The organism is Mesorhizobium sp. LNHC209A00 (genome assembly GCF_000502915.1).
Classification (GTDB): Bacteria; Pseudomonadota; Alphaproteobacteria; order Rhizobiales; family Rhizobiaceae; genus Mesorhizobium.
This window is the reverse complement of record NZ_AYWT01000006.1, coordinates 60,546-83,204: the sequence shown is the minus strand read 5'-3', so window position 1 is coordinate 83,204 and position 22,659 is coordinate 60,546. Positions and strand designations below refer to the sequence as shown.

Sequence of the window (22,659 nt, the reverse complement as noted above, 5' to 3'; positions counted from 1 at the left end):
CGCCGGTTTCCTGTCGCCAATTGATGCGCTATGCAGCGCAGGAGCCAGCAAGATACGCCAACGGCGGCAAGCCAGTGCGGAGGGGTTGATGAGCGATATCGAACGCGAGAGCATGGAATTCGACGTGGTCATCGTCGGCGCCGGACCGGCCGGCCTCGCCGCGGCCATCCGCCTCAAGCAGGTCAATCCCGAGCTCTCCGTCGTCGTGCTGGAAAAGGGCGGCGAAGTCGGCGCCCACATCCTGTCGGGTGCCGTCGTCGATCCGATCGGCATCGACCGGTTGCTGCCTGGCTGGCGCGAGGAGGATGGTCATCCCTTCAAGACGCCGGTCACGGCGGACCATTTCCTGGTGCTCGGCCCCGCCGGTTCGTTCCGCCTGCCCAACATCTTCATGCCGCCGCTGATGAACAACCACGGCAACTATATCGTCTCGCTCGGCAATGTCTGCCGCTGGCTGGCTGGCAAGGCCGAGGCGCTCGGCGTCGAGATCTACCCGGGCTTTGCCGCGGCCGGCCTGCTCTACAATGAAGAAGGCGCCGTCACCGGCGTCGTCACCGGAGACATGGGCGTCGAGAAGGACGGCACGCATGGTCCGGGCTTCGCGCCGGGCATGGCGCTGATGGGCAAATATGTGCTGATCGGCGAAGGCGCGCGCGGTTCGCTGGCCAAGCAGTTGATCGCTAGATATAAACTCTCCGATGGCCGCGAGCCCGGCAAATACGGCATCGGCCTCAAGGAACTCTGGCAGGTCAAGCCGGAGAACCATCGGCCGGGTCTGGTGCAGCATTCCTTCGGCTGGCCGCTGGACATGAAGACTGGCGGCGGTTCGTTCCTCTATCATCTGGAGGACAACCAGGTGGCGGTCGGCTTCGTCCTCCACCTCAATTACAAGAATCCCTATCTGTCGCCTTTCGAGGAATTCCAGCGCTTCAAGACCCATCCGGCGATCGCGGGCACGTTCGAGGGCGCCAAGCGCCTGGGCTACGGAGCGCGCGCCATAACCGAGGGCGGCTGGCAGTCGGTGCCGAAATTGTCGTTCCCGGGCGGTGCGCTGATGGGGTGCGCGGCGGGCTTCGTCAACGTGCCGCGCATCAAGGGCTCGCACAATGCGGTGCTGTCGGGGATGCTGGCGGCCGAGCATGTCGCCAAGGCGATCGGCGCCGGCCGTGCCAATGACGAGCTTTCAGCCTATGAGGATGCCTGGCGGGCGACCGACATCGGCAAGGACCTGAAGAAGGTGCGCAACGTCAAGCCGCTCTGGTCGCGGTTCGGCACCATCATCGGCGTCAGCCTGGGCGGCCTCGACATGTGGCTGAACACGCTGTTCGGCGTCTCGCCCTTCGGCACGCTAAAGCACGGCAAGGCCGACTACGCGACGCTCGAGCCTGCCGCCCAGCACAAGAAGATCGTCTATCCAAAGCCGGATGGCGTGCTGACCTTCGACCGCCTCTCCTCGGTGTTCCTGTCCAACACCAATCACGAGGAAAACGAGCCGGTCCATTTGCTGGTCGGCGACATGGACCTGCAGAAACGCTCGGAACATGATGTCTTTGCCGGACCTTCCACACGCTATTGCCCGGCCGGCGTCTACGAATGGGTCGACAAGGACGGCAACGCCGCCGCCGATCCGCGGGCGAAGGACGTGCGCTTCGTCATCAACGCGCAGAACTGCGTCCACTGCAAGACCTGTGACATCAAGGACCCGAACCAGAACATCAACTGGGTGCCCCCGCAAGGCGGTGAAGGCCCGGTCTACCAGGGTATGTGACCCCTGCGCGCCGGGCCGTCCAGGGCGTGGCAGCAAAATTGAAGCGGAGTTCTGGCTGCAAGAGCATGCAGCACAGCAGAACCGTTGAAACTATCACCGGCTTATGGTTCCCTTCTCCGGGGACAAGGAGAAGGCCGATGCGCCGGACAGTTCTGACATGCCTCATCGTCATCGGGACACTGTGCGCGCCGGAGGCCCTGGCCGGCACCAGGGCAATCGTCCAGACGCGGACCTACGACATCACGGGAAGCTCGGGTACGGCCTTCATCGACGCGATGGACAGCAAGGGCCCCAAGCATGGCTTCATGACGCATGCCATCGCCACAACCGCCTATACGGTCGACTGGGATCTCGGCGGAGGCCAGGAGAACGGCGTCTGCCGGCTGCGGCGGGTCAACGGCACGCTCAATCTGTTCTACACCTTCCCTCGCGTAGGCTCGCCCATGGCGCCGACGTTGAAGAGGCGTTGGAACAGATTTTCCGCGGGTGTTCGCGCCCATGAGGAAACACATGGGCGCATCGCCAGGGAGATGATGCGCGTGACAGAAAGGTCGATAACTGGCCTGCGGGTCGCCAACGACCCATCATGCAACAAGGCGCGCCGCGAGGCTCGGCTTCGCATCAAGACCGTTTATGCAGAATATGAGGCGAGACAAAACGCCTTCGATCGGCGCGAGCATAGCGATGGCGGCCATGTCGAACATTTGATCGCTGCCTTGATCGGGAAACCTTGAACGAGTGATCCGTTCGCCATCTCAACGCTTCGCCGCGGCGCGGGTGCTCCATTCGTTGACGCGTCAGCTGTGCGGCTCAGCAGGCAAATCGTGCGCCGCGAGCGCAGTGGCGTGCCCATCGTCAGGCTGCTTCTCATCGGACCGGACCGAAAATTCGACCAGCACCGGCAGGTGGTCGGAGCCGGTATCTTCCAGCCGCGTCGAAGACAGGATCGTCACGCCGCCTTTGCTGAACACCTGGTCGATCGGCAGGCCTGCATAGCGGCGCAGGAAGTCCGGCAGTGTCCGGTGGATCCAGGTCGGGCCGGCGGAAGGCATGAGTGTCAGACCGCCGAGAGCCGCGACCCGCCGCACCGCGGCACTCCACGGCACGGCGTTGCAATCGCCCGCCATGATCGCGGTCTCGGCGAGCGCGGCGAGTGGCTGCGCCAGTTCGCCGATCTGCCAGTATTGCTCCTTCGGCCAGGGCCAGCTCAAATGGATCGCGGCGACATCGACATCGGTGCCGCCGAAGTCGACCGTGGCGATAGCCATCGCGCCGCGCGGCTCGCAGCGCGGCGCGGCGTCGGCGGCAAAGGGCCGGCGCGACAGCAGCGCCACGCCGAACATGCCGTTTGGGTAGGGGCAGAGGATTCGGTAGGGGTAGGCGGTGGCGATGTAGCCAAGCTCGGTCGTCCACATCTGCGACACCTCGTCGAGCGTGATCACGTCCGGATTGGTGCGGCCGATCAGTGAGAGCACTTTCTTCGGTGTCGGGTTGTTGAAGCGAAGATTCATCTGCAGCAGGCTGTAAACGATCTGGCCGGTCGGCTTGGCGGCCGCCTGTTGTCGCCACCCTTTGGGCAGCGCACCCGTCGTTGTGGCCAGGCAGGAAATGGCAAAAAGCAGCCCGGCCGCCGCTTGCAGCCGAAACGGGCTGGCGAGCAGCGGCAGCGCCAGAAGTGCCATCAGCACGCTGAGATGAATACGGAAATGCGAGAAGGAATCGAACGCCGGGTGCAGCGCGCCGAAAAATCCGGCCAACAAAGCGGCGGACAATGCCGTCATCGCCAGGAATGCCAGCCCAGCCGTCATATTCAAGCGCGCGCCTGTTGTCATTGAGGTCGTGTCTGCGAGGTCGTATCCGCTGAATGTCGCCTGTCGGTCCGTTCGATCTGATATCGGCCAAATTGCGGCCTGAGCAAGACGACGAATTGCCTCGCCGAGGCTTCGCGGTCGCCTACTGGAATGCCGTTTCCGAAAAGCTCCGGAGCTTGCGCGAATGCAGCCGCTCCATCGGCATCTCCGCCAGCTTCTCCATCGCCCTGATACCGATAGTCAGGTGCTGCGCCACCTGCCGCTTGTAGAACTCGGTCGCCATCCCAGGCAACTTCAACTCGCCATGCAGCGGCTTGTCGGAAACGCACAGCAGCGTGCCGTAAGGGACGCGGAAGCGGAAGCCATTGGCGGCGATAGTCGCCGATTCCATATCGAGTGCGATGGCGCGCGACTGCGACAGGCGCTGCACCGGTCCGCGCTGGTCGCGCAGTTCCCAGTTGCGGTTGTCGATGGTGGCGACGGTGCCGGTACGCATGATGCGCTTCAAATCATAGCCCGACAGGCCGGTGACCTCGGCGACGGCTTCCTGCAGCGCGACCTGGATCTCGGCCAGCGGCGGGATCGGCACCCAGACCGGAAGATCGTCGTCCAGCACGTGGTCCTCGCGCACATAGGCATGCGCCAGCACATAATCACCCAGCGCCTGGGTGTTGCGCAGCCCGGCGCAGTGACCAAGCATCACCCAGGCATGTGGCCGAAGCACTGCGATATGGTCGGTGATGGTCTTGGCGTTGGAAGGACCCACGCCGATGTTGACCATGGTGATGCCGCCATGGTTCGGCTTCTTCATATGATAGGCCGGCATCTGCGGCAGGCGCTGTGGCGCTACGCCTTCGCTAGGCGCGCTCTGTCCGGCCCGGGTGATAACGTTGCCAGGTTCGACAAATTCCGTGTAGCCGTCACCACCCTTTTCCATCAGGTCGCGGGCGCGGGCGACGAACTCGTCGATATAGAACTGATAGTTGGTGAACAGCACGAAGTTTTGGAAATGCTGCGGGCTGGTTGCGGTGTAGTGCGTCATGCGGTGCAGTGAATAATCGATGCGCTGCGCCGTGAAAGGCGCCAGTGGCCGGGGCTCGCCGAAGGCCACTTCGAACGTGCCATTGGCGATCTGATCGTCGGTGCCGTCGAGATCCGGCACATCGAACAGGTCGCGGATCGGCCGCTTGATGCGTTCGGCGGCGGCGCCGTCGACATAGGTGCCTTCCAGAAAAGCGAAATGCAGCGGGATCGGCGTGGTCGATTCCGAGACGGTTACCGACACGCCATGATTGCGCATGATCAGCCGAAGCTGCTCGATGAGGTAGGTCTCGAACAGGTCCGGCTGGGTAACCGTGGTGGCGAAATGCCCTGGTGTTGGCATGTGGCCATAGGCCTGGCGCGAGTCGACCTGGGTGAACGAACTCGTGGTGACGCCGATCTCGGGGTAGAAGGCCCGGTAGCGCTTGCTGCTGTCGCCGCCGGCGGCTAGGGCCGCGAAGGAATCGCGCAGAAACTTGGTATTGCGTTCGTAGAGCACCTGCAGCGCGGCAACGGCCTTCTCGGCGTTATCGAAGCTTTGCCGGCCAAAAGGCTCGGGCATGACGACAGATTCGATGGCCTGGGGATAGATTCGCTTTTCCATGGCTCAATATAGAGACTTGGACGGGCGGTTGGGAGGGGGCTCGCCGCCGAAGGCGCTCAAAGCGCCCTTTTTTCTTCAACCCCGCTGCAGGCTGACCAGCAGTACGAACCCGACGCCGGACTTTCTGAGCGCCGGCGCCTCGATCGTCGAGCCGCTATCGGCGCGCATCATCGGCACCGCCAGGACCGGGGCGGCCAGCAGTATCAGGATGAGCGCCGCCCGCGGCAGGAGCCGGAGGGTCTTGGAGAGGTTGGCGGCGATGCGGTTCATGATCTCTATGCTTTTCTTTTCGAGGTCCGGGTTCTCTGTTTCAGTGACGAAAATCGGTCGGGCAGGCGAGGTGGCACATTCTGTTGGCTTCGTCCCAGGAGCGCGGGGAACGGCCCGCTTCGGCGACGAGGATGGCGAAGAACATTCCAAACAGGCTCGTCAGCAGGCAGACAATGGTGAAGCGGCGAGCAAGCATTGGGTCCGTGTCTCCTTCACACACGTATGAGAATGCCCTGACGCCTCTGAACCGGCTCTGATGCCGGCGTTCATCTGCCGTTCAAATTGATTGAAGAGATGTTGACTGGGTTGCGGGCAACCAGAATGCCGACCGAGCGCTGCCTGCTCGTCGACAACACGAAAACGGGGCCCGCCGGGCCCCGTTGGAGATCACAAGGAAATGGTCGCTTAGAGCTTGTGCCAGACTTAGCTTTTATTTTACGGAATGTGTTGGACGCATAGCTCTGCCGCGACGTTCCAGCTCTGCAAATCCCGTGTAGCAGCTTCATGGGAAATCTATTCTGCGGATAAGAGCCTCTGACGCCTGCTGGCGACCTTGCGCGACAAGGCTTTGTGCGCAGTCCGATGTCCCGTGATGTACATGTTTTTTGCACTTACTCAGGTACCCTACGGGGGGAGTTGCGGCTCCCTCATGTATGTAATACGCAAACGAATTTTTTGAAAAAATGGTCGCCGTCGAAGCCTAATGTCTGATGACGCTCCCCTCTAAGCATCCAAACAGTGCAGGCGAATCTCATCCATTTCTAGGCAAATCGAGAGAGGCGTTCATTTATTGATCCACTGTATAGACTGTGGAAACAGCGGTACTGCTAGGCTGTTGAGCTGATTGGCAATCCTACTGGGGAGTCTCCAAGTGCGCATCGCACGATTAGAAATAGAAGGTTTTCGTTCAATCAAATCCTTGGGCATTGAGATTCCCAAGATTTGCGCTTTGGTCGGCCCAAACAACGCTGGCAAGAGCAACATTCTGGAGGCGATTCGCCGAGTCCTTGGCTTCGAGTTTGGTCCGCGCACATCGAATTTTACAGAGGATGATGTCTACCTACGCGATCCTGAAGGAGACATCGAGATACGCCTGACCTTCGATAAACCAATTGAGTTCCGAAAGCTCCAGAAGGCGGACCCGGTTGGCATCGATACTCTTAGCTTTAGCTGGACCCGCTACAAGGTGACCGAAAGGAAAGGCCAACGGCGGCTGGAGCAAAGCTGTCTCCGCAACGGTAAGGTGCCGGTAGTTCAAACAGGTTGGGGCAAGGCCGGACGAGGACCTGTCTTCGAGCCTGTAGTGGGCATACCGGCGGACGTGCGCGATCAAATTCCTTTCATCCACATCGGGATCGACCGATCACTTAAGGAACAGCTCCCGAGCGCTCGGTGGTCTCTACTGCGGCGCGTGTTCGAGGACATTGATAGAGGGCTCAATGCCTCAACTGAGCTGTTGGATGTCCCGTCCCACGACGGCTCCCACCCTCCTGTCCGCCGTGTAGATCGCTTCAGAGAACTCATGAGGGAAGCCATGAAACTCCTACGCACCAAGGAGTTCGATACGCTTGAGGCGTCCATAAAGAAGCATGCCCTAGAACAACTGGGCATGGACGACGAGGATGGGGCGATCGATCTCTACTTCACGCCGATGGATACCATGGATTTCTACAAGTCGCTCTCTCTTGTGGTGAAGGAGAGCGGTTTCACGACCAACGCAGCAGAGATGGGTGGAGGGATGCAGAACGCAATCGTCTTGGCTGTGCTTCGGGCCTTTGAGGAAACTAGGCGTCAGGGCGCAATCATTTTGATCGAGGAACCCGAGATGTTCTTACACCCGCAGATGCAGCGGAGTCTCTATTCAGCCATTGAGCGGTTGGGGGAGACCAATCAGGTAATTTATACGACGCACTCGCCGCACTTCGTCTCAATTCCCGACTACCGCAATGTTGCCCTCGTTCGCAAGAAAGAGGCGGTTGGGACGACGGTGGTGCAGTCGCATCTCCAAGCCACTGCTACCCGCCTAGAGAAGCTTCGGCAGTCCATAGACAGCGAGCGGGGGGAGCTGTTCTTTGCGAAACGCGTCCTAGTCGTTGAGGGAGATACTGAGAAGTTGGTAATCCCTGCGTTTGCCCGCAGGATAGGTGTCGACCTCGACGCGGCCGGGGGGACCATTGTTGAGGCAGGTGGCAAGCGCGCGCTGATCGACTTTGCCGAACTAGCGATCTCTTTCGGTATACCAACCGGCATAATCTATGACCGAGATAGCAAGGAGATCACCAACAAAGAGGAGGAGGGTATTTATAACGCTCGCCTCGATGGGATGGCCAGCGCCGATGGCCAAGCGCGGGTTTGGTGCCTCGACCCTGACTATGAGCAAGCGATAATTGCCGAGATGGGAGAAACGAAGTCTCGCGAGATTTTGGACCGGTATCCTCCCTCCATCTATGGAAAGGGTAGGGCACGACGCGCACGGATGGCTGCGACTGATTCCGAGATGCGCGCTCCGCCAAAGCTAATGGAAGCAATCCGGTGGCTGGGCGCCGTTAAGCCTAAGCAACCGCACGAGCCTAAGCCCATGACACCTGAAGACCGCGAATGGGAAGCGGCGGCCCGTGGAGAAGGGCTTGGCTAGAAAGGAAAAGGAAGGGCTGGAAGCCGAAATGCGGCAATCTTTCCGGTATTCTCGCACTATCACCGTCAGTCGCGTTCGAAACCTCAAATTTTCAGCAGGTACAGTATGCCATTTAATTTTGATGTTCCCGGCGAGCGTGGACCCACGCGCCTGTCGGCAAGCTCAAATCGGCCGTTGCTTATCATTGGCCGGAACGGAACGGGAAAATCTGCAATAGTGCAACTTCTAGTGTCGAACTTGGGTGATGAAGCGATTTATCTGCCTGGTTCGAGACCAAGCTATTTTGATAGTGAAAGCCTATCTCTGACACCGGCTAGTCGCCGTCAACTTGGGGATCGATTACGCAGTTGGGATCGCCAAACAGACGTTCGCTGGAAATCTCACGCTGGCACTTCGAGAAACGAAAAAGCCATTCACGACCTCACTGCTGCCGAAACTCAGTACAAGCTTGACGCAGCCAACGAGATCCAGCGCTACGGGAAGGAGTCAGCTGCTATAGCAAGATTGCAGGGCAGCGATTCGCCGGTGGACAATGTCAACGTGCTTCTTGCCCAAGCAAATTTGCCTTTAAGGGTTGTTGTTGAGAAGGCCGAGATAAAGGCTTCCCAAAACGGCTCGACTTATAGCGTCGCACGGATGTCAGATGGTGAGCGCACCGCATTGGTCACGATTGCAGAGGTGGTATCAGCACCTGCTGGCGCAGTGTTTGTCATAGACGAGCCAGAGCTGCATTTGCATCGGGCGATTATTGTACCACTTATCAAATCCCTAGTCGTGAAGAGACATGACTGCACATTTGTCGTAAGCACACATGAGCTTGACCTTGCTGCCGAGCTGCCGGGCGTAGAGGTGGCAATTGTCCGAGGCTGCCACTGGAAGGATGGAATTGTCTCCACTTGGGACATCGATTTGATCCCAACAACCAGTTCGATCCCCGAAGACGTCAGAGTTGACGTTCTTGGGTCGCGGCGGAAAATTCTCTTCATAGAGGGTACCGTCTCGAGCCTCGATCATCCGATGTATGCGTTACTTTTTCCGGCAGTGTCGGTGCGTGCCCGGGAGAGCTGCCGCGAAGTCATGAGAGCGGTGGCTGGCTTGCGAGGCACCGAGGACCTTCATAGGGCCCGCGCTTTCGGCTTAATTGACAGCGACGGAATGGACAATGGGCAGGTGAGTACCTTCGAGGCGCAGGGCATCTACCCGCTAGGGGTATTTTCTATAGAAAGCCTATACTATTCCCCTGAGCTTATTAACGCATTGGCAGAGCGGCAGGCCGAGACGGCTGCAACCGATCCCCAAGCATACATAGACGATGCAAGGGCGAGAGGGTTGGTCGCACTGACATCTGGAGATAGACCTCAATACCTGGCAAGCCGCGTCGCTGAGAGGAAGCTGCGGGACGCGTTCTTGTCCGCACTGCCAGTCCGCGAGGAATTGACCTCGGGAAATCTGGCGGAAATTTCCGTGTCTGTCCCTTCGACCTACCCGGCTGAATTAGATCGACTGAAGGAAATGGCGTCGACTGGCGATTTGGATGCTGCAATAGAGCGTTATCCGGTACGAGAGTCCGGCGTTCTCGATGCGATTGCCAAAGCCCTCCATTTCCCAAGTCGTGCAGATTATGAAAAGGCAGCGTTGGCGCGTTTGTCAGTCGATTCTGATCTTCTCGCTGCAATGCGTTCGAAACTGGGGGCATTGGCAACGGTATTGCTATAGGAGGCGGGCCGCCCATGGAGCAGTTGCCGGGTAACCTTTGCGAGAGTCAGACCGGGTTATTTAGAAGTTTCGGACAAACCAGGAGCTGTTCGAATCCTTCCAACCGTGGTTTCGCTTTTTCGGAGCACCAGTTCGCGCCTGCGGCTTTGTAGTCGGTCCAAATAGGACGGTCGCCGGTCTTTACCGATTCTATTTTCAATGAACCGGAATTGACTTTCATCCCGCCCATAAACGAGGTCATTAGCATTCCCTACTACGGCTCGATTCACGAAAGTCGCGAGCTGTTGATAGGTCATTCTTCTGAGCTTCCGTGAATGGTTTGGGTCTTGCACGGCTGCGAACAGGTGTCGGGGACCGACCGGCAGCAGAATGTGTGAATCCGGCCGTTTCAGTTGTTCCGTCATAATTACTGGCCGGTCAGACGTGAGAAGCTGAAACGGTGATTTCTCGAGTTCCACGAGAGACCATTTCATGTCTAGGATTGTGCGAGCGACGTTCTGGTGTCCGATCATCCGCATTGCAATATCCATAGCGGACTGCTCGTAAACCGAGTTCTCTTGCTGATCGAGGAAGTCCACAAGTGACTCCGGGTCAGTTTCGCGTCTGACCTCGGCGTACCGTTCCTGCATGTCGGGCACTGAAAGAATCCAATCGTCGCGGACGTTCGCCTTCAACTTTCGAATATCGTCCGGCATCCGAAATAGCAGGCTGAGGATAAAGCGTGTCCAGGCGAGCCGACGACCTGCCTTCCATGGATCGCCAGCTTTGAACTCAAGTATCTGCTTCAGCGCATCGGCAGCCTGGCTATCAACTGGCGAGAAAAAGGTTTCTTCAACCTTCTGGGCCAACTCCGGAGAAAGGCCGCGTATTTCATAGAGTCTCTTTATGAAGCCAGTAGCCTCGGGGTGTACAAACCGGGTCTTCAGCTTGTCTTTATACGGTCTGCTGAATTCCACGAGTTTTCCATCGGATTCGCGGGCCCAGGCTTTTAGGTAAAAAACGGGTAGAAAATGATGTTTATTCGGCTTGCCCATTGGCTGACTCACGCAATCCCGTCACGTCCCGTATTTCCCCTTTGTATCGATCAGCCTCTGTACCTTCGCGTCGATAGCCGCTTTTTCTCTCCCGTAAAAATTTCGCAGCCAGTAGTCATAGACTTCGTATGCATCAAGTAGCGCTTCTCGGCTCACGTCGTCATCATGACTTCCAACGTTTCCGACCCATCTGAGAGCTTCCAAAGTATCTTTTTGATCGGGATACTTTTGTGCGAACCTTTCAATCCGTGGGGCCAACCTAAATCCGAGTTTTGGAATGCCCTCGTGGTCAAGAATGCGCTCGACGCTCATCCGAAGGCGATTGGCTGCCGCAGCGCGGTCGCTCCAGAATACCGAGAATGACGAGACAATCGCCGCCCTAACCGCATCCGGTGTCTGGCGGGGAATCTTTATGATGGGCGAGCCGGGTATCATGCTCAGCGGGTTTAGCTCCGCAGACTCGATCAGGTCCCCATCGTTGTCGTGGAATTGCTGAAAAGTGATATTGCCGGTGAGCGCAACCACCTCGGCGCAATGAGGTTTATCGCAAATCAGAAGGCAGGAGAATCGCGCACGCTGGAACATCGGATCGAAATCGTCATCGCTGACGTATGGAAACCTTTTTAAGTATGTTTCCTTGTCCCTTTTCAGAATCCCCATGTTGCATGTTGGACACGGGAATTTTGGCAACGCGTTTTCGCCGTATCGCCCTCGCCAAACGCCACGATTAAACATGTTCCTGCCCTGAGTGTCTCTTTCAGCTCACCGACTCTTGGCAGGTTTCCATGTGAATTCCCAGCCGCAACGGACTAGATCGTAAACTCATAAATGCGGTATGACCGAGAGGGGTGGGAAGCAGAGTAAAGGGGTTGGTTCAGCCATCCACTTCCCATTTTAGTTGGCTGGCATCGACGGCGTCTGATCCCATATGCTCAACAAAAAAGTCTCGTATCCTCTGGCGATGCCGATCCCATCTTGGAGACATTCGCTCACTCTCATTCTCGTACTCAGCTAGAAATACCCATTCGACGAATTGATCCGCTGTAACATGACCGGATTGAGGAATAAAATCCCTGACATCCATGAACTTGTCGCCGTGCATTCCTCCACAATAGCCATGACCAGCACAGACCGCGTGCATGAGCGAGTAGAATCTCTTATTTTCTTTCATGAAACATGCGCGATGGTGAAGCGGAATGCCTACGCGCGCTGCCTCAACATATCCTTCTTGGGCGTAGGTCCGCAATGGGCCGTTTTCGACCGAGACTTTCATATTGCGGCGGAATCTGATTCAGGCTCAGCAATGAGCCGATATGACCTGACCGATTTCGAATGGCGCGTGATCGAGCCCCTGTTGCCCAACAAGCCGCGAGGGGTGCCGCGCGTAGATGACCGGCGGGTGCTGAACGGCATCTTCTGGGTGCTGCGATCCGGTGCGCCATGGCGCGATCTGCCAGAGCGATACGGCCCACGCACCACCTGCCACAATCGCTTTGTCCGATGGCGGAAAGCAGGTGTGTGGGACCGCCTCATGGCCAACATTACCAAAGCCCATGACGGCACGGTGCAGATGATCGACACCTCCATTGTTCGCGTCCATCAGCAGGGCGCGACGGCAAAAAGGGGGATCGAGATCATTGTCTCGGTCGTTCCCGAGGCGGCCTGACAACCAAAATCCATGCTCTTGTCGACAGATCGGAAGAGCACACGTCNCAAAGCCCATGACGGCACGGTGCAGATGATCGACACCTCCATTGTTCGCGTCCATCAGCAGGGCGCGACGGCAAAAAGGGGGATCGAGATCATTGTCTCGGTCGTTCCCGAGGCGGGCTGACAACCAAAATCCATGCTCTTGTCGACGCCCAAGGCAGGCCGATCAAGCTGACGCTCACGGCTGGCCAGATGAGTGACATCGCCTCCGCAGCGGACTTGATCAAGGAATTGCCGGAGGGTGCCATGCTTCTCGCCGACAAGGGCTATGATGCCAACGCCTTGCGCAATGCTGTCACCGAGCGAAAGGCATGGGCCAACATCCCGCCCAAGGCCAACCGCAAGGACCCGATCTGCTTCAGCCCCTTCCTCTACAAGGCTCGCAACCTCGTCGAGCGCTTCTTCAACAAGGCCAAGCAGTTCCGCCGTATCGCCACCCGCTACGACAAGCTGGCTGAGAACTACCTTGCCGCCCTCAAACTCGTCTCAATCCGCATCTGGTTGCGCGGTAATGAGTCTACGTCCTAGGGGACTTCAGGGGCGAGAATGCATATACCAACACGGTTGGTAGAGGGACAGTTATCTCAGTAGCGTCCACTCCAAATTCGCCTACGTAGCTGGATAAGTAAGCCCAACCACTGAAGAACACGATCGCAATGGGTAGCACGTCGGTCAGCGCGCCTCTGATCCCATTCATCTTGATCCCCCCGTGAAACGTTTAGCATTTTCGTTTCGTTCGGACTACAGATAGATGATAGAAACGCCGTTACTATCCCTTACTGGTCATTCACCTCGCAAATGCCTTCGTTAGCGTAGATTTTCCGCTATCAGGACGTCTGCGCAAGAACCTATTTTTTTGGGAGTTGATTTGTGAAACATGGGCATCGGCAATCATGCCATTGTGGAAAGCCGATGCTATGACAAACTTCAAAATCGTATTTTTTGGGAACCACGGCCAGATTGTTGCCCAACGCACCGTCCCTTGCGAAAGCCATTGGGACGCCTGCCAGTGGGGCTGGAAGAATATGCCGTCAACAGCAAGGGACTTTCACGCCGAAGAAGCCTCCTCAGAAGAGATTTTAGAAGAGACCGACAGGGAAGACGACAAGGTCATCCTCAGGGCATTCCATATTCTTAGAAAACGGGCTGGGTTGACCAAGCCTCTACCGCAGAGAGATTGATGGACGCACGCCCATGCGCAAACCGCAAGTTACACGCATGGGGACAAGAATTGCGGCGTCACGTCCTGCCTCCTTCGAGACCCTTAAGACAAGAAGGATGGGCAGGACGGGACAGCTTTATCTTGACCGCTACGACTTAGTTGCCGGTGGCAAGGTCCAAGGCAGTCTTGTGTTCCGACAGATGGGCATCGAGCAGGGCGTCGGCGGTGACCGTCACGTCTACCTCGGGGCCACTGAGGGACGGGAAGAAAGACGCCAGTTCCGTATCGGTCACCTTGGGTGCCCCGGCGGCCAAAACGCGCTGTGGTCTGGTGTCGGCGGTATACGGCAAGCCGGTTGCGGGATCATGGGTGCCCTTCTGGACGCCAAGCCGCACCGTGGTCAATTCAAGGCGACTGGCCCGTGCCGCTGCTTCTTGCATCTCGGCATAGCCAGGGCGATCCGCGCTGAGTGGACGGGTCTTGATGTCCACCGTGCGGAGCGCGTCGCGAATGATCTGGACGGCGTCCCGTTCCTGCTTAAGCTGACGCTCAAGCTCCCGGCGCTGAGACACGAGGGAGGTATTCTCCTCGGTTAGTCGAGACACCTCGGCATTGAGCCTGTTGATTTCGGTGGAGTTGTCGAGGGTTTCGAGTTGAGCGAGGAGTTCCTCGCGGGTCGTTGGCTTCTTGGCCATGGTGGCTATTCCTTTCGTTAAATGAGTGAGTAGAGGCAGAGGCCGCATATCGATGCGACGTACAGGACAACGGTGAGGTTCAGCATCGATCAGCCCTCGGCGTCGGGCAGCGACTGGAACCAGAGGTCATAGGCGTTCGCCAGTCGGGTAGGGTCCAGCCGCCCGGTGACCACATCCGAGACGATGCGACGGGCCAAACGGTCGTCGGTTCGGGAGGCCGCATACAGCATGGCATGCCAGCGGTCCTCGCCGATCTGTTCACACGCAATGGGGGCGGCTTCCATCACGGTTGTTTCGACAAGGGTCGACGCCGTGGCCGCATCCACCCCGGTGGCCTCGGAGAGCCGAGCAATCGTGTCGTTGAAGTCGCCCGTCTCCACCATGGTCTCCACGCCATCCACGAAGGCCTCGGGGGTGAAGCATTCGGCGATGGTGTCGAGGGTTGCGGACAGTGACGGGGCTTCGTCGTCATCCTTGATCTCAAGTTCCTGCTGGAGGGCCTCAAGGTCTGCGTCGGACAAGTCGTCAATGGCGATGTCTTCAAAGGGATCATCACCGGCAGGGATGGCGCGGGGATCGAAGACGGCTTGGGCGGCTTCCGGGCTCTGACCACTCAGGTTGCCCTGAGGGGCCATGAGGCCAAGCTGTTCGGCAATGTCGAGATCGACGTAAGTGTTCATGCCCGGAACAAACACCTTGCCCTCGGGTGCAGGACCGGCAGCGGAGCCGGTGGCATAGTTGGGGTTGTCGGAGCGTTCGGTCCAGCCAGAGCGGCTGTCCATGGGGTTGGGCAGACGGAGCATTCCGTCATCGTATGAGTAGGGCATGTGATTGGTTTCCTTAAAGGAGACCAGCGGCCTTGAGGGCTCGCTTGGTGCAGTCGAGGATGGTCATGGATTGACCGTCATGGGTGGAGACGGCTGAGGACCAGAAGTCCTTGCCGTAGATGTGTTGGGCGTGTCGGACGAAGTCGCGGCCAAGGTGCCTATGGGTTGCGCCTGAGGCCTTCTTGATGAGCGCGGTAGTGCCGATGGTCCTGCGAAAGTCACCCATGAGGGCACCCGCGCGGGTCTCAAGGAACCTCTGGTGGTTCACCCAGAGGCCCCCGGCAGGACCGGGATGGAAATAGACTTGCATCCACCCAATCAAGGCCACAGTGCGGATGACTGCCTCGGTATAGGTGCGCTTGTCCTTATGCTGCCAGTTGGCCAGGAGACCCTTGGCCTTGGCGATGGCCGGGAGCTTAGGGTGCAAGTCAGCGACACCGAGGCAGAAGGATTGAGGCAGGACCATGCGCCGCTCAAGGGACCTGAGGTCGAACGCCACACGCGCGGCGAACTTGGGGTCCGTGTGTATGTAGATGCCGATAGCCTTCTTGAAGATGGCAAGTTCGTTACGAGCCGGAAGGCGAGCCAAGGGGTCACCCCGAGAACTCGCGGCATCCCGGTGAGGTCCACAGTAACGGGAGACCCCGGAACGCTTGCGAGCGCAGCCGGGACAATCGCAGGGTCTCGTTTCGTTGAGGACTTGACGGCACCGCAGCTGGTGACCGTGGTCAGGAGATTGAATGCCCACACGCCAGTCGCGCGGGTGTCCCCGAGTGACGGGAGATGCCATGGGGTTTCCTTGGGTTTACGTGAAGGCGCCGTAGCCCTTGAGGCCCGACGAGGTGATGTCCATGAGCGAGGCCATGGGGTTTGGACGCAGGCTGTTGATAGTCTGCTGGGTTTGCATCTGCTGGGACTTGCCCGCCATCACATAGTTGGCTTTTGCACCCTCACGATGGTCCTTGGCGTTGGCGATGGACAATGCGGTCTGGCGGGACTGTTCGGCCACACGCAGGCCGGGGGCTGCGCCGGTCATGCCAGCGCCCGACGCGACCGCAAGGGATTTCGCGCGGTCCCCCTCAAGGGTCGCCTGATAGCCCTCCTTGTTTGCGGCATTGGTCTTGACGATGAACTCGCGTTCATTGACGGCTTGGTCAAGCTGGTAGTTGGAGAGAGCAATCTCTTGTTTCTTGCTCGCGGTAGCTACCTCGCTGGCAGCACTTGCGGCCCCGGCAGCTAAGCCGAGGAACATTCCCATGTCACACATGGTGTTTCCTTTGGTTGGATAGAAAGAGGCTACGAGGATACTCGGGGTGGCAACTGGGGTGTTGGGAAGATGCACAAGGGCTAAGGGTGTGCATCCCATACACCGTGCAAATGCACACCCTGAGTGGTTAGTAGTCGTCGTGCGTGGCATTGCCGTCGAGATACGAGGCGGCAGCCAGTGAGGCCTCGGTATCCTGCTCATCCCGCAACGCGATCACTGCGTCGTGGAAGGCTTCACGCCATGCTGCTGTCTGCATGAGTGCTGCCGGGAACCGTTCATCCGAGCGAAGCAACGCCAGGGCGAACGCCTCGGGGTCCGTGTGGGGTTTGTTGCCGAGTGCCTTGTAGAGACGGTCCCTGTAGATGTCTGCCCGTCTCGTGATTGCTTCGTCGTGATCATAATTCGACGCGTCAAACGTGATGCCACGCGCCAGTGCATCGCACCGCTTCCATCCCCACACCAACAGATCTTCCAGGCAGTTCTCGGGGTCGGACAAAAGCGCGGCTTTGACTATGCGCATGTTCGCGACGGTGCGCTTGGCGCAGGACGATGCCTGGGCAATCTTCGTTTTAGACAGATCGGTAAGCAGTTCGAGACGCCAAGCATAGTTCAGCTTGTCGGTCTTGCTCATCGGCAGACGATCCTTGGAGTTGGCCAGCCCTGAGAAGGCCATTGCGTCGTCAAGGGACCCTGCGAAGGCACGGCAGGGGATAGCGTCTCGAACAGCGCGAGCAGCGTAAGCTTCAAGACGATGGTGACCGTCGATAACATACCAGCGGTCCCCACCCCACCAAACCGTGATGCGATCGAGATAGTGAGGCTTACTTGCGTTCCTTCCGATGGCATCTGCGAGCGATGCAATGTGTCGCTTGTCGGCCACGTACATCCGGTCCAGGTCGCGGGGCTGGAAGATTTCGGCCATCATGGAAATCTCTTTCCGGTTGAGGCTGAGATCGGTGTTAGGGGTAGGCGGCGTGGAGCCGTGTTTGTCGAGAGCCGAGCGGATGAATTCGAGGGCTTCGGTAGCTTCGATAAGACTGCTCATGGAAATTCCTTTACTGGATTGGATAGGCCCTCCTCGGGTCACAGGTGACTCAGGACAGGCGATAGCATTTGATGGGCATAGGAAGGCGGGGTGCTGTGACGGCACTACAAGGCGCGTCCGCAACTCGAGGAGACGCTATGCGTCATTGCCGTCCCGAAAGACCTTGAGTTCATCTACTGAGTAGCGGCGGGTGAACCACTGGGGCATGAGTTCTTGCGTGTCCTTGGGGCGGCGGGTGCCGGTCGTGACGAACTCCGCTATCTGTTCATACTCCAGATAGTTGGTGTCCGATGGGAGCCACCCGAGGAGGCGGAAGGCCCAAAGCGTGGTGAGGACGCCCTTTATGCTTTCAACGTTGAGCCGGTGATTGTCCCGGATACGTTGAAGGTCTCTGGGAGAGCAGCCCTCGGGAGCCATGGCCCCACAATGGGCCGCCCTGCGGGCAGTTCGGGTGTAACGCACGGGCAGCGGGGCATGTCGGCTTTGATGCCAGTGGCGGGCGAGTGGGAACGTTGAGGCAAGTGAGGGGACTTTGGGAGCCGAGCGCATAGCGTCAACGGCAGCGGCGATGTCTGCGGTGTAGGTCATGTGTCCAGATATTGTATGTGATGCGCGATATAGCGCGAGATATAGACGAGGGGCCTCGGCGGACAGAACGCACCACCGAGACAAAAACAGGGAACAGAGAGGGAAAGGAGTGAGTGAACGTGAGCGAGGCCGTTCGCATGTATCTATATGAGGCGGTAATTACTCGCGGGTGGTTCGCATGTCTCTATATGACGACTCTAGACGTCGCTAATGTTCACTTTCTATTACCTGAATGGGGCTCTGATTATGCCGGCTCTCCCGTGTCATCGAAAACGAGTGCGTGGGTGTAGCCATTCCGCATGGTGACTGAGGCGCGGCGCAACCCCTTTCGAGACCGGGCGCTTAGGTCGTCGCTCTCAAGGTCAATGCGTGACACAAGATTGGAGATGAGTTTCTGTGCTCCCTTCCGGTCTTCCTTGGCCAGCCGCCCAATCTCTTCCTGGTACTCCTCAAAGTCGATGACAGCCGCCGCGCTCTCACGGCACCGCGCGTCATTCTCGCGGATGGCTATGATCTCCCGACGCTTGGCCTCCATCTGGCGGGTGAGTTCATCGGCCTTCCCCGAGAAAGCCTTACGGGTTTCGGCGGTTTCAGCGTCGAGGGCACCAGCAAGGGCGTTCTCGCGCTTGGCCTCAAGGGCACCTATGGTTTCCTCAAGTCCCTTCGACAGATCGGGGGCCGTTTGGTCCTGCGGTATAGGAACGGCAAGGAAGCCGAGACGGTCGAGCATCTCCCGCTCGAATTGGTCATAGCGCCAGTTGGGCGCGGTGCAGACCCTACTCTTGAACGCCTTGCCTGTGCAGATGAAATAGCCCCACGATACACCACCCTTCTTGGAGGACGTGAGGGCCATTGAGGAGCCGCAATGGCCGCAATGGACCATGCGAGAAAACAGGTTTGACGTGCGTCCAACCTGTCTGCTGTGCAGCCGGGCTTTGGTGCGCTGACGTGTGGCCAACCATTCCGTCTCACTGATCAGGGCAGGGAAGTAGCCCGGCACCTCCTCGCCCTTGAGGACAAGGCACCCGTAGGCGGCTGGAGAGCGGAGGACATCGCCGACCACAACCTGAGCCCAAGAGTTCCCTGCGGGTGATGGGATGCCGCGAGAGTTCAGAATTTGTGTGATGGCTTGCTGGCCGTGGCCTTCCTTAGCAAGCTCGAAGATCAGCCGCGCGTCGTCGGCACGGGCGTTGAGGCCGTAGGTTTCCCGGTCGATCCAGAAGGGCAGCTTGGCAACCTTGACCCTACTCGCGCCACTGGCGACTGCCTCACGGGCCTTCTCTGCCTTACGCGACCACGCCGCGCCCACTCGATCAGACAGCTTGGCGCTGTACTCATAGGCCGCCTGCATGGACATGAGGGACATCATGATATGCATCGTGTTGTCTGCGTAACCAACGCGGGTATGCACACGCTCGTCTTGAAGGGTTACCAAGGTCAGGCCGGTCTTGAGCAGTTCCAGCAACACAGGCAGAGCATCAACGGGATTGATGCGGGTGAAGCGGTCGAGGTTCTCAAGTATCAACACGACATTGCTGGGAATCTTCCCTGCCTTCACATCGCTTATGAACTGGCCAAGCCTTGCCTCAAGGTTCAAACCTTTGAAGGCAGAGATGCCTTCATCAACAAGCTGGTCGTCCAGGGTGAGCCCATAAGCCGAACAGAACTTCTTGGCGTTCTCCGACTGTCGCGCCGCGCTGTCGCCCTGGGACTGCTTGCCGGATGACCAGCGAGCATAGGAAATCGCGTTGCGTCCCTTGAGGTCTCTGGGCTGAAGCATGGCTGGACGGTCTCCGTTGGCACCTTGGAAACCGTCCGATAACACTATGCAGAGTTACAGTCTATGCCAGGTCTGGCTCTTGCAGATCAATCCGCCGAGCACGCAACCGCTCATCTTGAGCGACGCGCCCGACAAGGTTGCCTTGCCCGAATAGGTCTTGTCATTTGCCGGATCGGTGATGTTGCCGGTGTATTTGTTGTCCCCGGCCGCCTTGAGCGAGCCAATGGTCTTGCCGGCATATTTGCCTGACTTGAGCGTGATGGAGAACGAGCTGCTGCCGGAAATGGCAGCGGTGTCGCCGGCTTGCGTTTTCCAGTTGCCCTCGATTGGATCGGCCCACGCCCCTCCGCTCAGGATCAAAGCGGCCGCCAGGGCCAGGCTCACTTTTCGAAACATGTCTTACTCCCTTTGGATAGCCAGCCGGATGCTCCGCCTCGCCGGTCTGCCGCTTACGCAAACGTAAGCTAATCCAGCTTCCGTCAAAACGAAAGCGGTGCCGCGACGGAAGGCTTTGGCATTTCGAAAGCGCCTGAATTCGCCCTGTTGGCCCGGAAATGAAAACGACCGGCGCCTCGTGTTTGTTTTCTAGGGTTAGCAGAGTGTTGACCGCGCGCTCGAAAATTTTCCTCAAATTTAGCGAAAAACAGCTGAATTGCTGGCTTCGTATCCTTAACGAATTTACGCGTTTACCTCTTGTTTTAGCTTTGTTTTCCTCAAATTAAGCACGCCATTTAACGACGGATTCAAGCCTGAGCGGCATTCTCGAAAGCATCGAAAGAGCGGCCCGGACAAGACGAACGGAGGCAGCTCTCGGGAGCCAGACAGGGGACTAAAAATGGCACGTTTTGAAATGCTTGAAGCAGGCTTCGGCGCCATGGGGGCAACTGCCCAGGCCGACATTCTCTTCGAACTGGGCATGATGTATGCGACCGGCCGCGATTGCGAAACCGACGTCGTTGCCGCCCACAAATGGTTCAACATCGCCGCCATCAAGGGTTCGGCCCGCGCCGCCGAACTGCGCTCGGAACTCTCGGCGGCCATGTCGAAGGTCGAGATCGCCAAGGCGCTGCGCGAAGCCCGCGAATGGATGACCATGCACTGAGTTCCGCCAGACGGGGACGCTCCGGCCAAGACCGCAGAAGACGGTCGGGCCAACAGGGACAAGGCTGCGCAGACAGCCAGGCCACGGCCATCGACAACGAGAACGCGGCACGCCGACAGGTCCAAGCCGCGCAACGAACCATGATCCCGAACACTCCGGTTTCGCAACGATCATGGTCAACAGGAAGACAGGGAAGGTGGGTTGGGTTCACAGCGCGGGGGCGCTGGGGAAACAGCCTGACAGGCAAAAAAGCCATGACCAGCCGAAACAAGGCTGGGGTGGCTTTTTTGCGTGGATGAGGCCACGCAGGCCCAATCGAGTGGCGCCAATGCGCCTAGACAGGTCCGATGAAGGATGAAATTGTCCCGCCTCTCTGGAAGAAGCGCGGCCGGGCGGCCGCGCGTGAGTGGAGGAGTTCTATCATCATGAAAAAAATGAGTGTTTTGAGCGCGGCCATTTTCGGCCTGATGATGAGCGCGCCGGTCGCGTTCGCCGATGACATCACCATCTCGGTGGTCGGCCCGATGACGGGACAGCTCGCCACCATCGGCGATCAGTTCAAGCAGGGCGCACAGGCCGCCGCCGCCGCCATCAACGCGGCTGGCGGCGTCAACGGTTCCCAGATCAAGCTCGACATCGAGGACGACCAATGCGATCCCAAGCAGGCGGTGTCGGTCGCCAATCGCATCGTCGCCAACAGCGTCAAGTTCATCGACGGGCATGCCTGCTCGGGTTCGAGCATTCCGGCCTCGGCGGTCTATGCCGAGGCCGGCGCGCTGATGATGAGCCCGGCTTCCTCGAACCCGGTGCTGACCGATGCGGCCGCCAAGTCCGGCTGGTCCACGATCATGCGTCTCTATACGCGTGACGACGCACAGGGCGCCTTCATCGGCCCGTGGATCGCCAAGAAATACGCCGGCAAGAACGTCGTCATCCTGCACGACAAGAGCGCTTACGGTCAGGGCGTGGCTGATGCCGTCAAGGCAACCATGAATACCGGTGGCCTCAAGGAGGTCTATTATGACGCCATCAACCCGGGCGAGAAGGACTATTCGGCGCTTGTCACCAAGCTGAAGGATCTCAAGGCCGACGTCGTCTATTTCGGCGGCTACCACCCTGAGGCGGGTCTGATCCTGCGCCAGTCGGCCGAACAGAATTTCAAGTTCCAGCTGATCATGCCGGATTCCATCGCCTCGCCGGAGTTCTGGCAGGTTGCCGGCCCGGCCGGCGAGGGCACGATGTTCGTGTTCCCGTCGGATCCGCAGGCAAAGCCGGAAGCCAAGGCAGCCGTCGAGAAGATCAAGGCCGGCGGCTTCGTGCCGGAAGGCTTCACGCTGTTCTCCTATGCGGTGGTCCAGGCATTCGCCGAAGGCATCAAGCGTGCCGGCAGCGACGATCCGGCCAAGGTTGCCGAGGCGCTGAAGAATGGCACGGCGATCAGCACGGTTGTCGGCGACGTCACCTTCGACGAGAAGGGCGACCTCAAGAATGCCAGCTACGACATCAACCAGTGGCATGACGGCAAGTACGCGCCGATCGCGCAGTAATCGCCCTGGCAGTCGAGTAAACGGAATGGCCGGGTTCGTCCCGGCCATTTCCTTTTG

General features: G+C 58.7%; 21 protein-coding genes and 2 pseudogenes. 9 read left to right on the top strand and 14 right to left on the bottom strand.

Annotation, left to right across the window (positions count from 1 at the left end):
- The first annotated feature begins 88 nt into the window (after window positions 1–88).
- Together X739_RS149510 and X739_RS149515 are read left to right on the top strand one after the other, a co-directional pair.
- Window positions 89–1,768, top strand: coding sequence for an electron transfer flavoprotein-ubiquinone oxidoreductase (locus tag X739_RS149510; RefSeq protein ID WP_023794913.1), 1,680 nt, complete (start codon window positions 89–91; stop codon window positions 1,766–1,768).
- Between the two features lie 137 nt (window positions 1,769–1,905).
- Window positions 1,906–2,502: a DUF922 domain-containing protein gene (locus X739_RS149515; RefSeq protein ID WP_023794912.1), complete on the top strand. Its 597-nt coding sequence runs from the start codon at window positions 1,906–1,908 to the stop codon at window positions 2,500–2,502.
- A 63-nt stretch (window positions 2,503–2,565) separates the two neighbouring features.
- Here X739_RS149515 and X739_RS149520 read toward each other — a convergent pair whose 3' ends face one another.
- The 4 genes from X739_RS149520 to X739_RS1000000169965 all read right to left on the bottom strand — a co-directional run bounded on the left by X739_RS149520 (window position 2,566) and on the right by X739_RS1000000169965 (window position 5,690).
- A complete protein-coding gene (locus X739_RS149520; RefSeq protein ID WP_023794911.1) occupies window positions 2,566–3,576 on the bottom strand; it encodes an endonuclease/exonuclease/phosphatase family protein in 1,011 nt (336 codons plus the stop codon).
- Window positions 3,577–3,721: 145 nt separating this feature from the next.
- Window positions 3,722–5,182: an AMP nucleosidase gene (locus X739_RS149525; protein ID WP_245273873.1), complete on the bottom strand. Its 1,461-nt coding sequence runs from the start codon at window positions 5,180–5,182 to the stop codon at window positions 3,722–3,724.
- Window positions 5,183–5,299: 117 nt separating this feature from the next.
- On the bottom strand, window positions 5,300–5,494 hold the full coding sequence (locus X739_RS149530; protein WP_015318605.1) for a hypothetical protein: 195 nt from the start codon (window positions 5,492–5,494) through the stop codon (window positions 5,300–5,302).
- A gap of 40 nt (window positions 5,495–5,534) precedes the next feature.
- Window positions 5,535–5,690, bottom strand: a complete 156-nt coding sequence (locus X739_RS1000000169965; RefSeq protein WP_023794910.1) for a hypothetical protein — start codon at window positions 5,688–5,690, stop codon at window positions 5,535–5,537.
- Between the two features lie 675 nt (window positions 5,691–6,365).
- Between X739_RS1000000169965 and X739_RS149535 the strand changes: the two genes are divergently transcribed.
- Entirely contained in the window at window positions 6,366–8,129 is a 1,764-nt protein-coding gene (locus tag X739_RS149535) for an AAA family ATPase (protein ID WP_198026147.1), read from the top strand.
- 105 nt (window positions 8,130–8,234) lie between these two features.
- A complete protein-coding gene (locus tag X739_RS149540) occupies window positions 8,235–9,845 on the top strand; it encodes an AAA family ATPase (RefSeq protein ID WP_084056321.1) in 1,611 nt (536 codons plus the stop codon).
- 56 nt (window positions 9,846–9,901) lie between these two features.
- Here X739_RS149540 and X739_RS149545 read toward each other — a convergent pair whose 3' ends face one another.
- From X739_RS149545 to X739_RS0134460, 3 genes are all read right to left on the bottom strand, one after another.
- Window positions 9,902–10,879, bottom strand: a complete 978-nt coding sequence (locus tag X739_RS149545) for a DUF4238 domain-containing protein (RefSeq protein ID WP_023794907.1) — start codon at window positions 10,877–10,879, stop codon at window positions 9,902–9,904.
- A 21-nt stretch (window positions 10,880–10,900) separates the two neighbouring features.
- Window positions 10,901–11,539 (bottom strand): DUF4145 domain-containing protein, encoded by a 639-nt coding sequence (locus tag X739_RS149550; protein WP_023794906.1) that lies wholly within the window; start codon window positions 11,537–11,539, stop codon window positions 10,901–10,903.
- A 214-nt stretch (window positions 11,540–11,753) separates the two neighbouring features.
- Window positions 11,754–12,152 (bottom strand): hypothetical protein, encoded by a 399-nt coding sequence (locus X739_RS0134460; protein WP_156939871.1) that lies wholly within the window; start codon window positions 12,150–12,152, stop codon window positions 11,754–11,756.
- Window positions 12,153–12,182: 30 nt separating this feature from the next.
- Here X739_RS0134460 and X739_RS149555 point away from each other — a divergent pair.
- The 3 genes and pseudogenes from X739_RS149555 to X739_RS149560 form a co-directional block, all read left to right on the top strand.
- Window positions 12,183–12,571 (top strand): annotated as a pseudogene (locus X739_RS149555) (IS5 family transposase); the annotation flags it as partial.
- A 22-nt stretch (window positions 12,572–12,593) separates the two neighbouring features.
- A pseudogene (locus X739_RS1000000169345) lies at window positions 12,594–13,117 on the top strand (IS5 family transposase); the annotation flags it as partial.
- A 389-nt stretch (window positions 13,118–13,506) separates the two neighbouring features.
- On the top strand, window positions 13,507–13,770 hold the full coding sequence (locus tag X739_RS149560; protein WP_023794901.1) for a hypothetical protein: 264 nt from the start codon (window positions 13,507–13,509) through the stop codon (window positions 13,768–13,770).
- Window positions 13,771–13,906: 136 nt separating this feature from the next.
- On the opposite strand, the gene X739_RS149565 is transcribed toward X739_RS149560, so the two are convergent.
- From X739_RS149565 to X739_RS149590, 7 genes are all read right to left on the bottom strand, one after another.
- Window positions 13,907–14,446, bottom strand: a complete 540-nt coding sequence (locus tag X739_RS149565; protein WP_023794900.1) for a cell division protein ZapB — start codon at window positions 14,444–14,446, stop codon at window positions 13,907–13,909.
- A gap of 89 nt (window positions 14,447–14,535) precedes the next feature.
- Complete coding sequence (locus X739_RS149570) at window positions 14,536–15,273, bottom strand: hypothetical protein (RefSeq protein ID WP_156939869.1); 738 nt, start codon at window positions 15,271–15,273, stop codon at window positions 14,536–14,538.
- A gap of 13 nt (window positions 15,274–15,286) precedes the next feature.
- Window positions 15,287–15,862: a hypothetical protein gene (locus tag X739_RS1000000167110; RefSeq protein WP_023794898.1), complete on the bottom strand. Its 576-nt coding sequence runs from the start codon at window positions 15,860–15,862 to the stop codon at window positions 15,287–15,289.
- Between the two features lie 216 nt (window positions 15,863–16,078).
- Entirely contained in the window at window positions 16,079–16,531 is a 453-nt protein-coding gene (locus X739_RS149575; RefSeq protein ID WP_156939868.1) for a hypothetical protein, read from the bottom strand.
- Window positions 16,532–16,667: 136 nt separating this feature from the next.
- Complete coding sequence (locus X739_RS149580) at window positions 16,668–17,585, bottom strand: ParB/Srx family N-terminal domain-containing protein (protein ID WP_023794896.1); 918 nt, start codon at window positions 17,583–17,585, stop codon at window positions 16,668–16,670.
- Between the two features lie 832 nt (window positions 17,586–18,417).
- Window positions 18,418–19,953, bottom strand: coding sequence for a recombinase family protein (locus tag X739_RS149585; RefSeq protein WP_023794894.1), 1,536 nt, complete (start codon window positions 19,951–19,953; stop codon window positions 18,418–18,420).
- A gap of 54 nt (window positions 19,954–20,007) precedes the next feature.
- Complete coding sequence (locus tag X739_RS149590; protein WP_023794893.1) at window positions 20,008–20,349, bottom strand: DUF2147 domain-containing protein; 342 nt, start codon at window positions 20,347–20,349, stop codon at window positions 20,008–20,010.
- Between the two features lie 439 nt (window positions 20,350–20,788).
- Here X739_RS149590 and X739_RS149595 point away from each other — a divergent pair, with 439 nt between their 5' ends.
- A complete protein-coding gene (locus X739_RS149595; RefSeq protein WP_010915070.1) occupies window positions 20,789–21,055 on the top strand; it encodes a sel1 repeat family protein in 267 nt (88 codons plus the stop codon).
- Between the two features lie 425 nt (window positions 21,056–21,480).
- On the top strand, window positions 21,481–22,602 hold the full coding sequence (locus X739_RS149600) for a branched-chain amino acid ABC transporter substrate-binding protein (protein WP_023794892.1): 1,122 nt from the start codon (window positions 21,481–21,483) through the stop codon (window positions 22,600–22,602).
- Window positions 22,603–22,659 lie beyond the last annotated feature (57 nt).

What these genes read in the sequence shown, in the direction of transcription:
- X739_RS149545 (WP_023794907.1), bottom strand. Translation starts at nt 10,879, where the DNA reads ATGGGCAAGCCGAATAAACATCATTTTCTACCCGTTTTTTACCTAAAA.
- X739_RS0134460 (WP_156939871.1), bottom strand. Translation starts at nt 12,152, where the DNA reads ATGAAAGTCTCGGTCGAAAACGGCCCATTGCGGACCTACGCCCAAGAA.
- X739_RS1000000169965 (WP_023794910.1), bottom strand. Translation starts at nt 5,690, where the DNA reads ATGCTTGCTCGCCGCTTCACCATTGTCTGCCTGCTGACGAGCCTGTTT.
- X739_RS149550 (WP_023794906.1), bottom strand. Translation starts at nt 11,539, where the DNA reads ATGGGGATTCTGAAAAGGGACAAGGAAACATACTTAAAAAGGTTTCCA.
- X739_RS149510 (WP_023794913.1), top strand. Translation starts at nt 89, where the DNA reads ATGAGCGATATCGAACGCGAGAGCATGGAATTCGACGTGGTCATCGTC.
- X739_RS149585 (WP_023794894.1), bottom strand. Translation starts at nt 19,953, where the DNA reads ATGCTTCAGCCCAGAGACCTCAAGGGACGCAACGCGATTTCCTATGCT.
- X739_RS149515 (WP_023794912.1), top strand. Translation starts at nt 1,906, where the DNA reads ATGCGCCGGACAGTTCTGACATGCCTCATCGTCATCGGGACACTGTGC.
- X739_RS149520 (WP_023794911.1), bottom strand. Translation starts at nt 3,576, where the DNA reads ATGACGGCTGGGCTGGCATTCCTGGCGATGACGGCATTGTCCGCCGCT.
- X739_RS149565 (WP_023794900.1), bottom strand. Translation starts at nt 14,446, where the DNA reads ATGGCCAAGAAGCCAACGACCCGCGAGGAACTCCTCGCTCAACTCGAA.
- X739_RS149600 (WP_023794892.1), top strand. Translation starts at nt 21,481, where the DNA reads ATGAAAAAAATGAGTGTTTTGAGCGCGGCCATTTTCGGCCTGATGATG.
- X739_RS149570 (WP_156939869.1), bottom strand. Translation starts at nt 15,273, where the DNA reads ATGCCCTACTCATACGATGACGGAATGCTCCGTCTGCCCAACCCCATG.
- X739_RS149560 (WP_023794901.1), top strand. Translation starts at nt 13,507, where the DNA reads ATGACAAACTTCAAAATCGTATTTTTTGGGAACCACGGCCAGATTGTT.
- X739_RS149580 (WP_023794896.1), bottom strand. Translation starts at nt 17,585, where the DNA reads ATGAGCAGTCTTATCGAAGCTACCGAAGCCCTCGAATTCATCCGCTCG.
- X739_RS149595 (WP_010915070.1), top strand. Translation starts at nt 20,789, where the DNA reads ATGGCACGTTTTGAAATGCTTGAAGCAGGCTTCGGCGCCATGGGGGCA.
- X739_RS149540 (WP_084056321.1), top strand. Translation starts at nt 8,235, where the DNA reads ATGCCATTTAATTTTGATGTTCCCGGCGAGCGTGGACCCACGCGCCTG.
- X739_RS149530 (WP_015318605.1), bottom strand. Translation starts at nt 5,494, where the DNA reads ATGAACCGCATCGCCGCCAACCTCTCCAAGACCCTCCGGCTCCTGCCG.
- X739_RS149590 (WP_023794893.1), bottom strand. Translation starts at nt 20,349, where the DNA reads ATGTTTCGAAAAGTGAGCCTGGCCCTGGCGGCCGCTTTGATCCTGAGC.
- X739_RS149575 (WP_156939868.1), bottom strand. Translation starts at nt 16,531, where the DNA reads ATGGGAATGTTCCTCGGCTTAGCTGCCGGGGCCGCAAGTGCTGCCAGC.
- X739_RS149525 (WP_245273873.1), bottom strand. Translation starts at nt 5,182, where the DNA reads ATGCCCGAGCCTTTTGGCCGGCAAAGCTTCGATAACGCCGAGAAGGCC.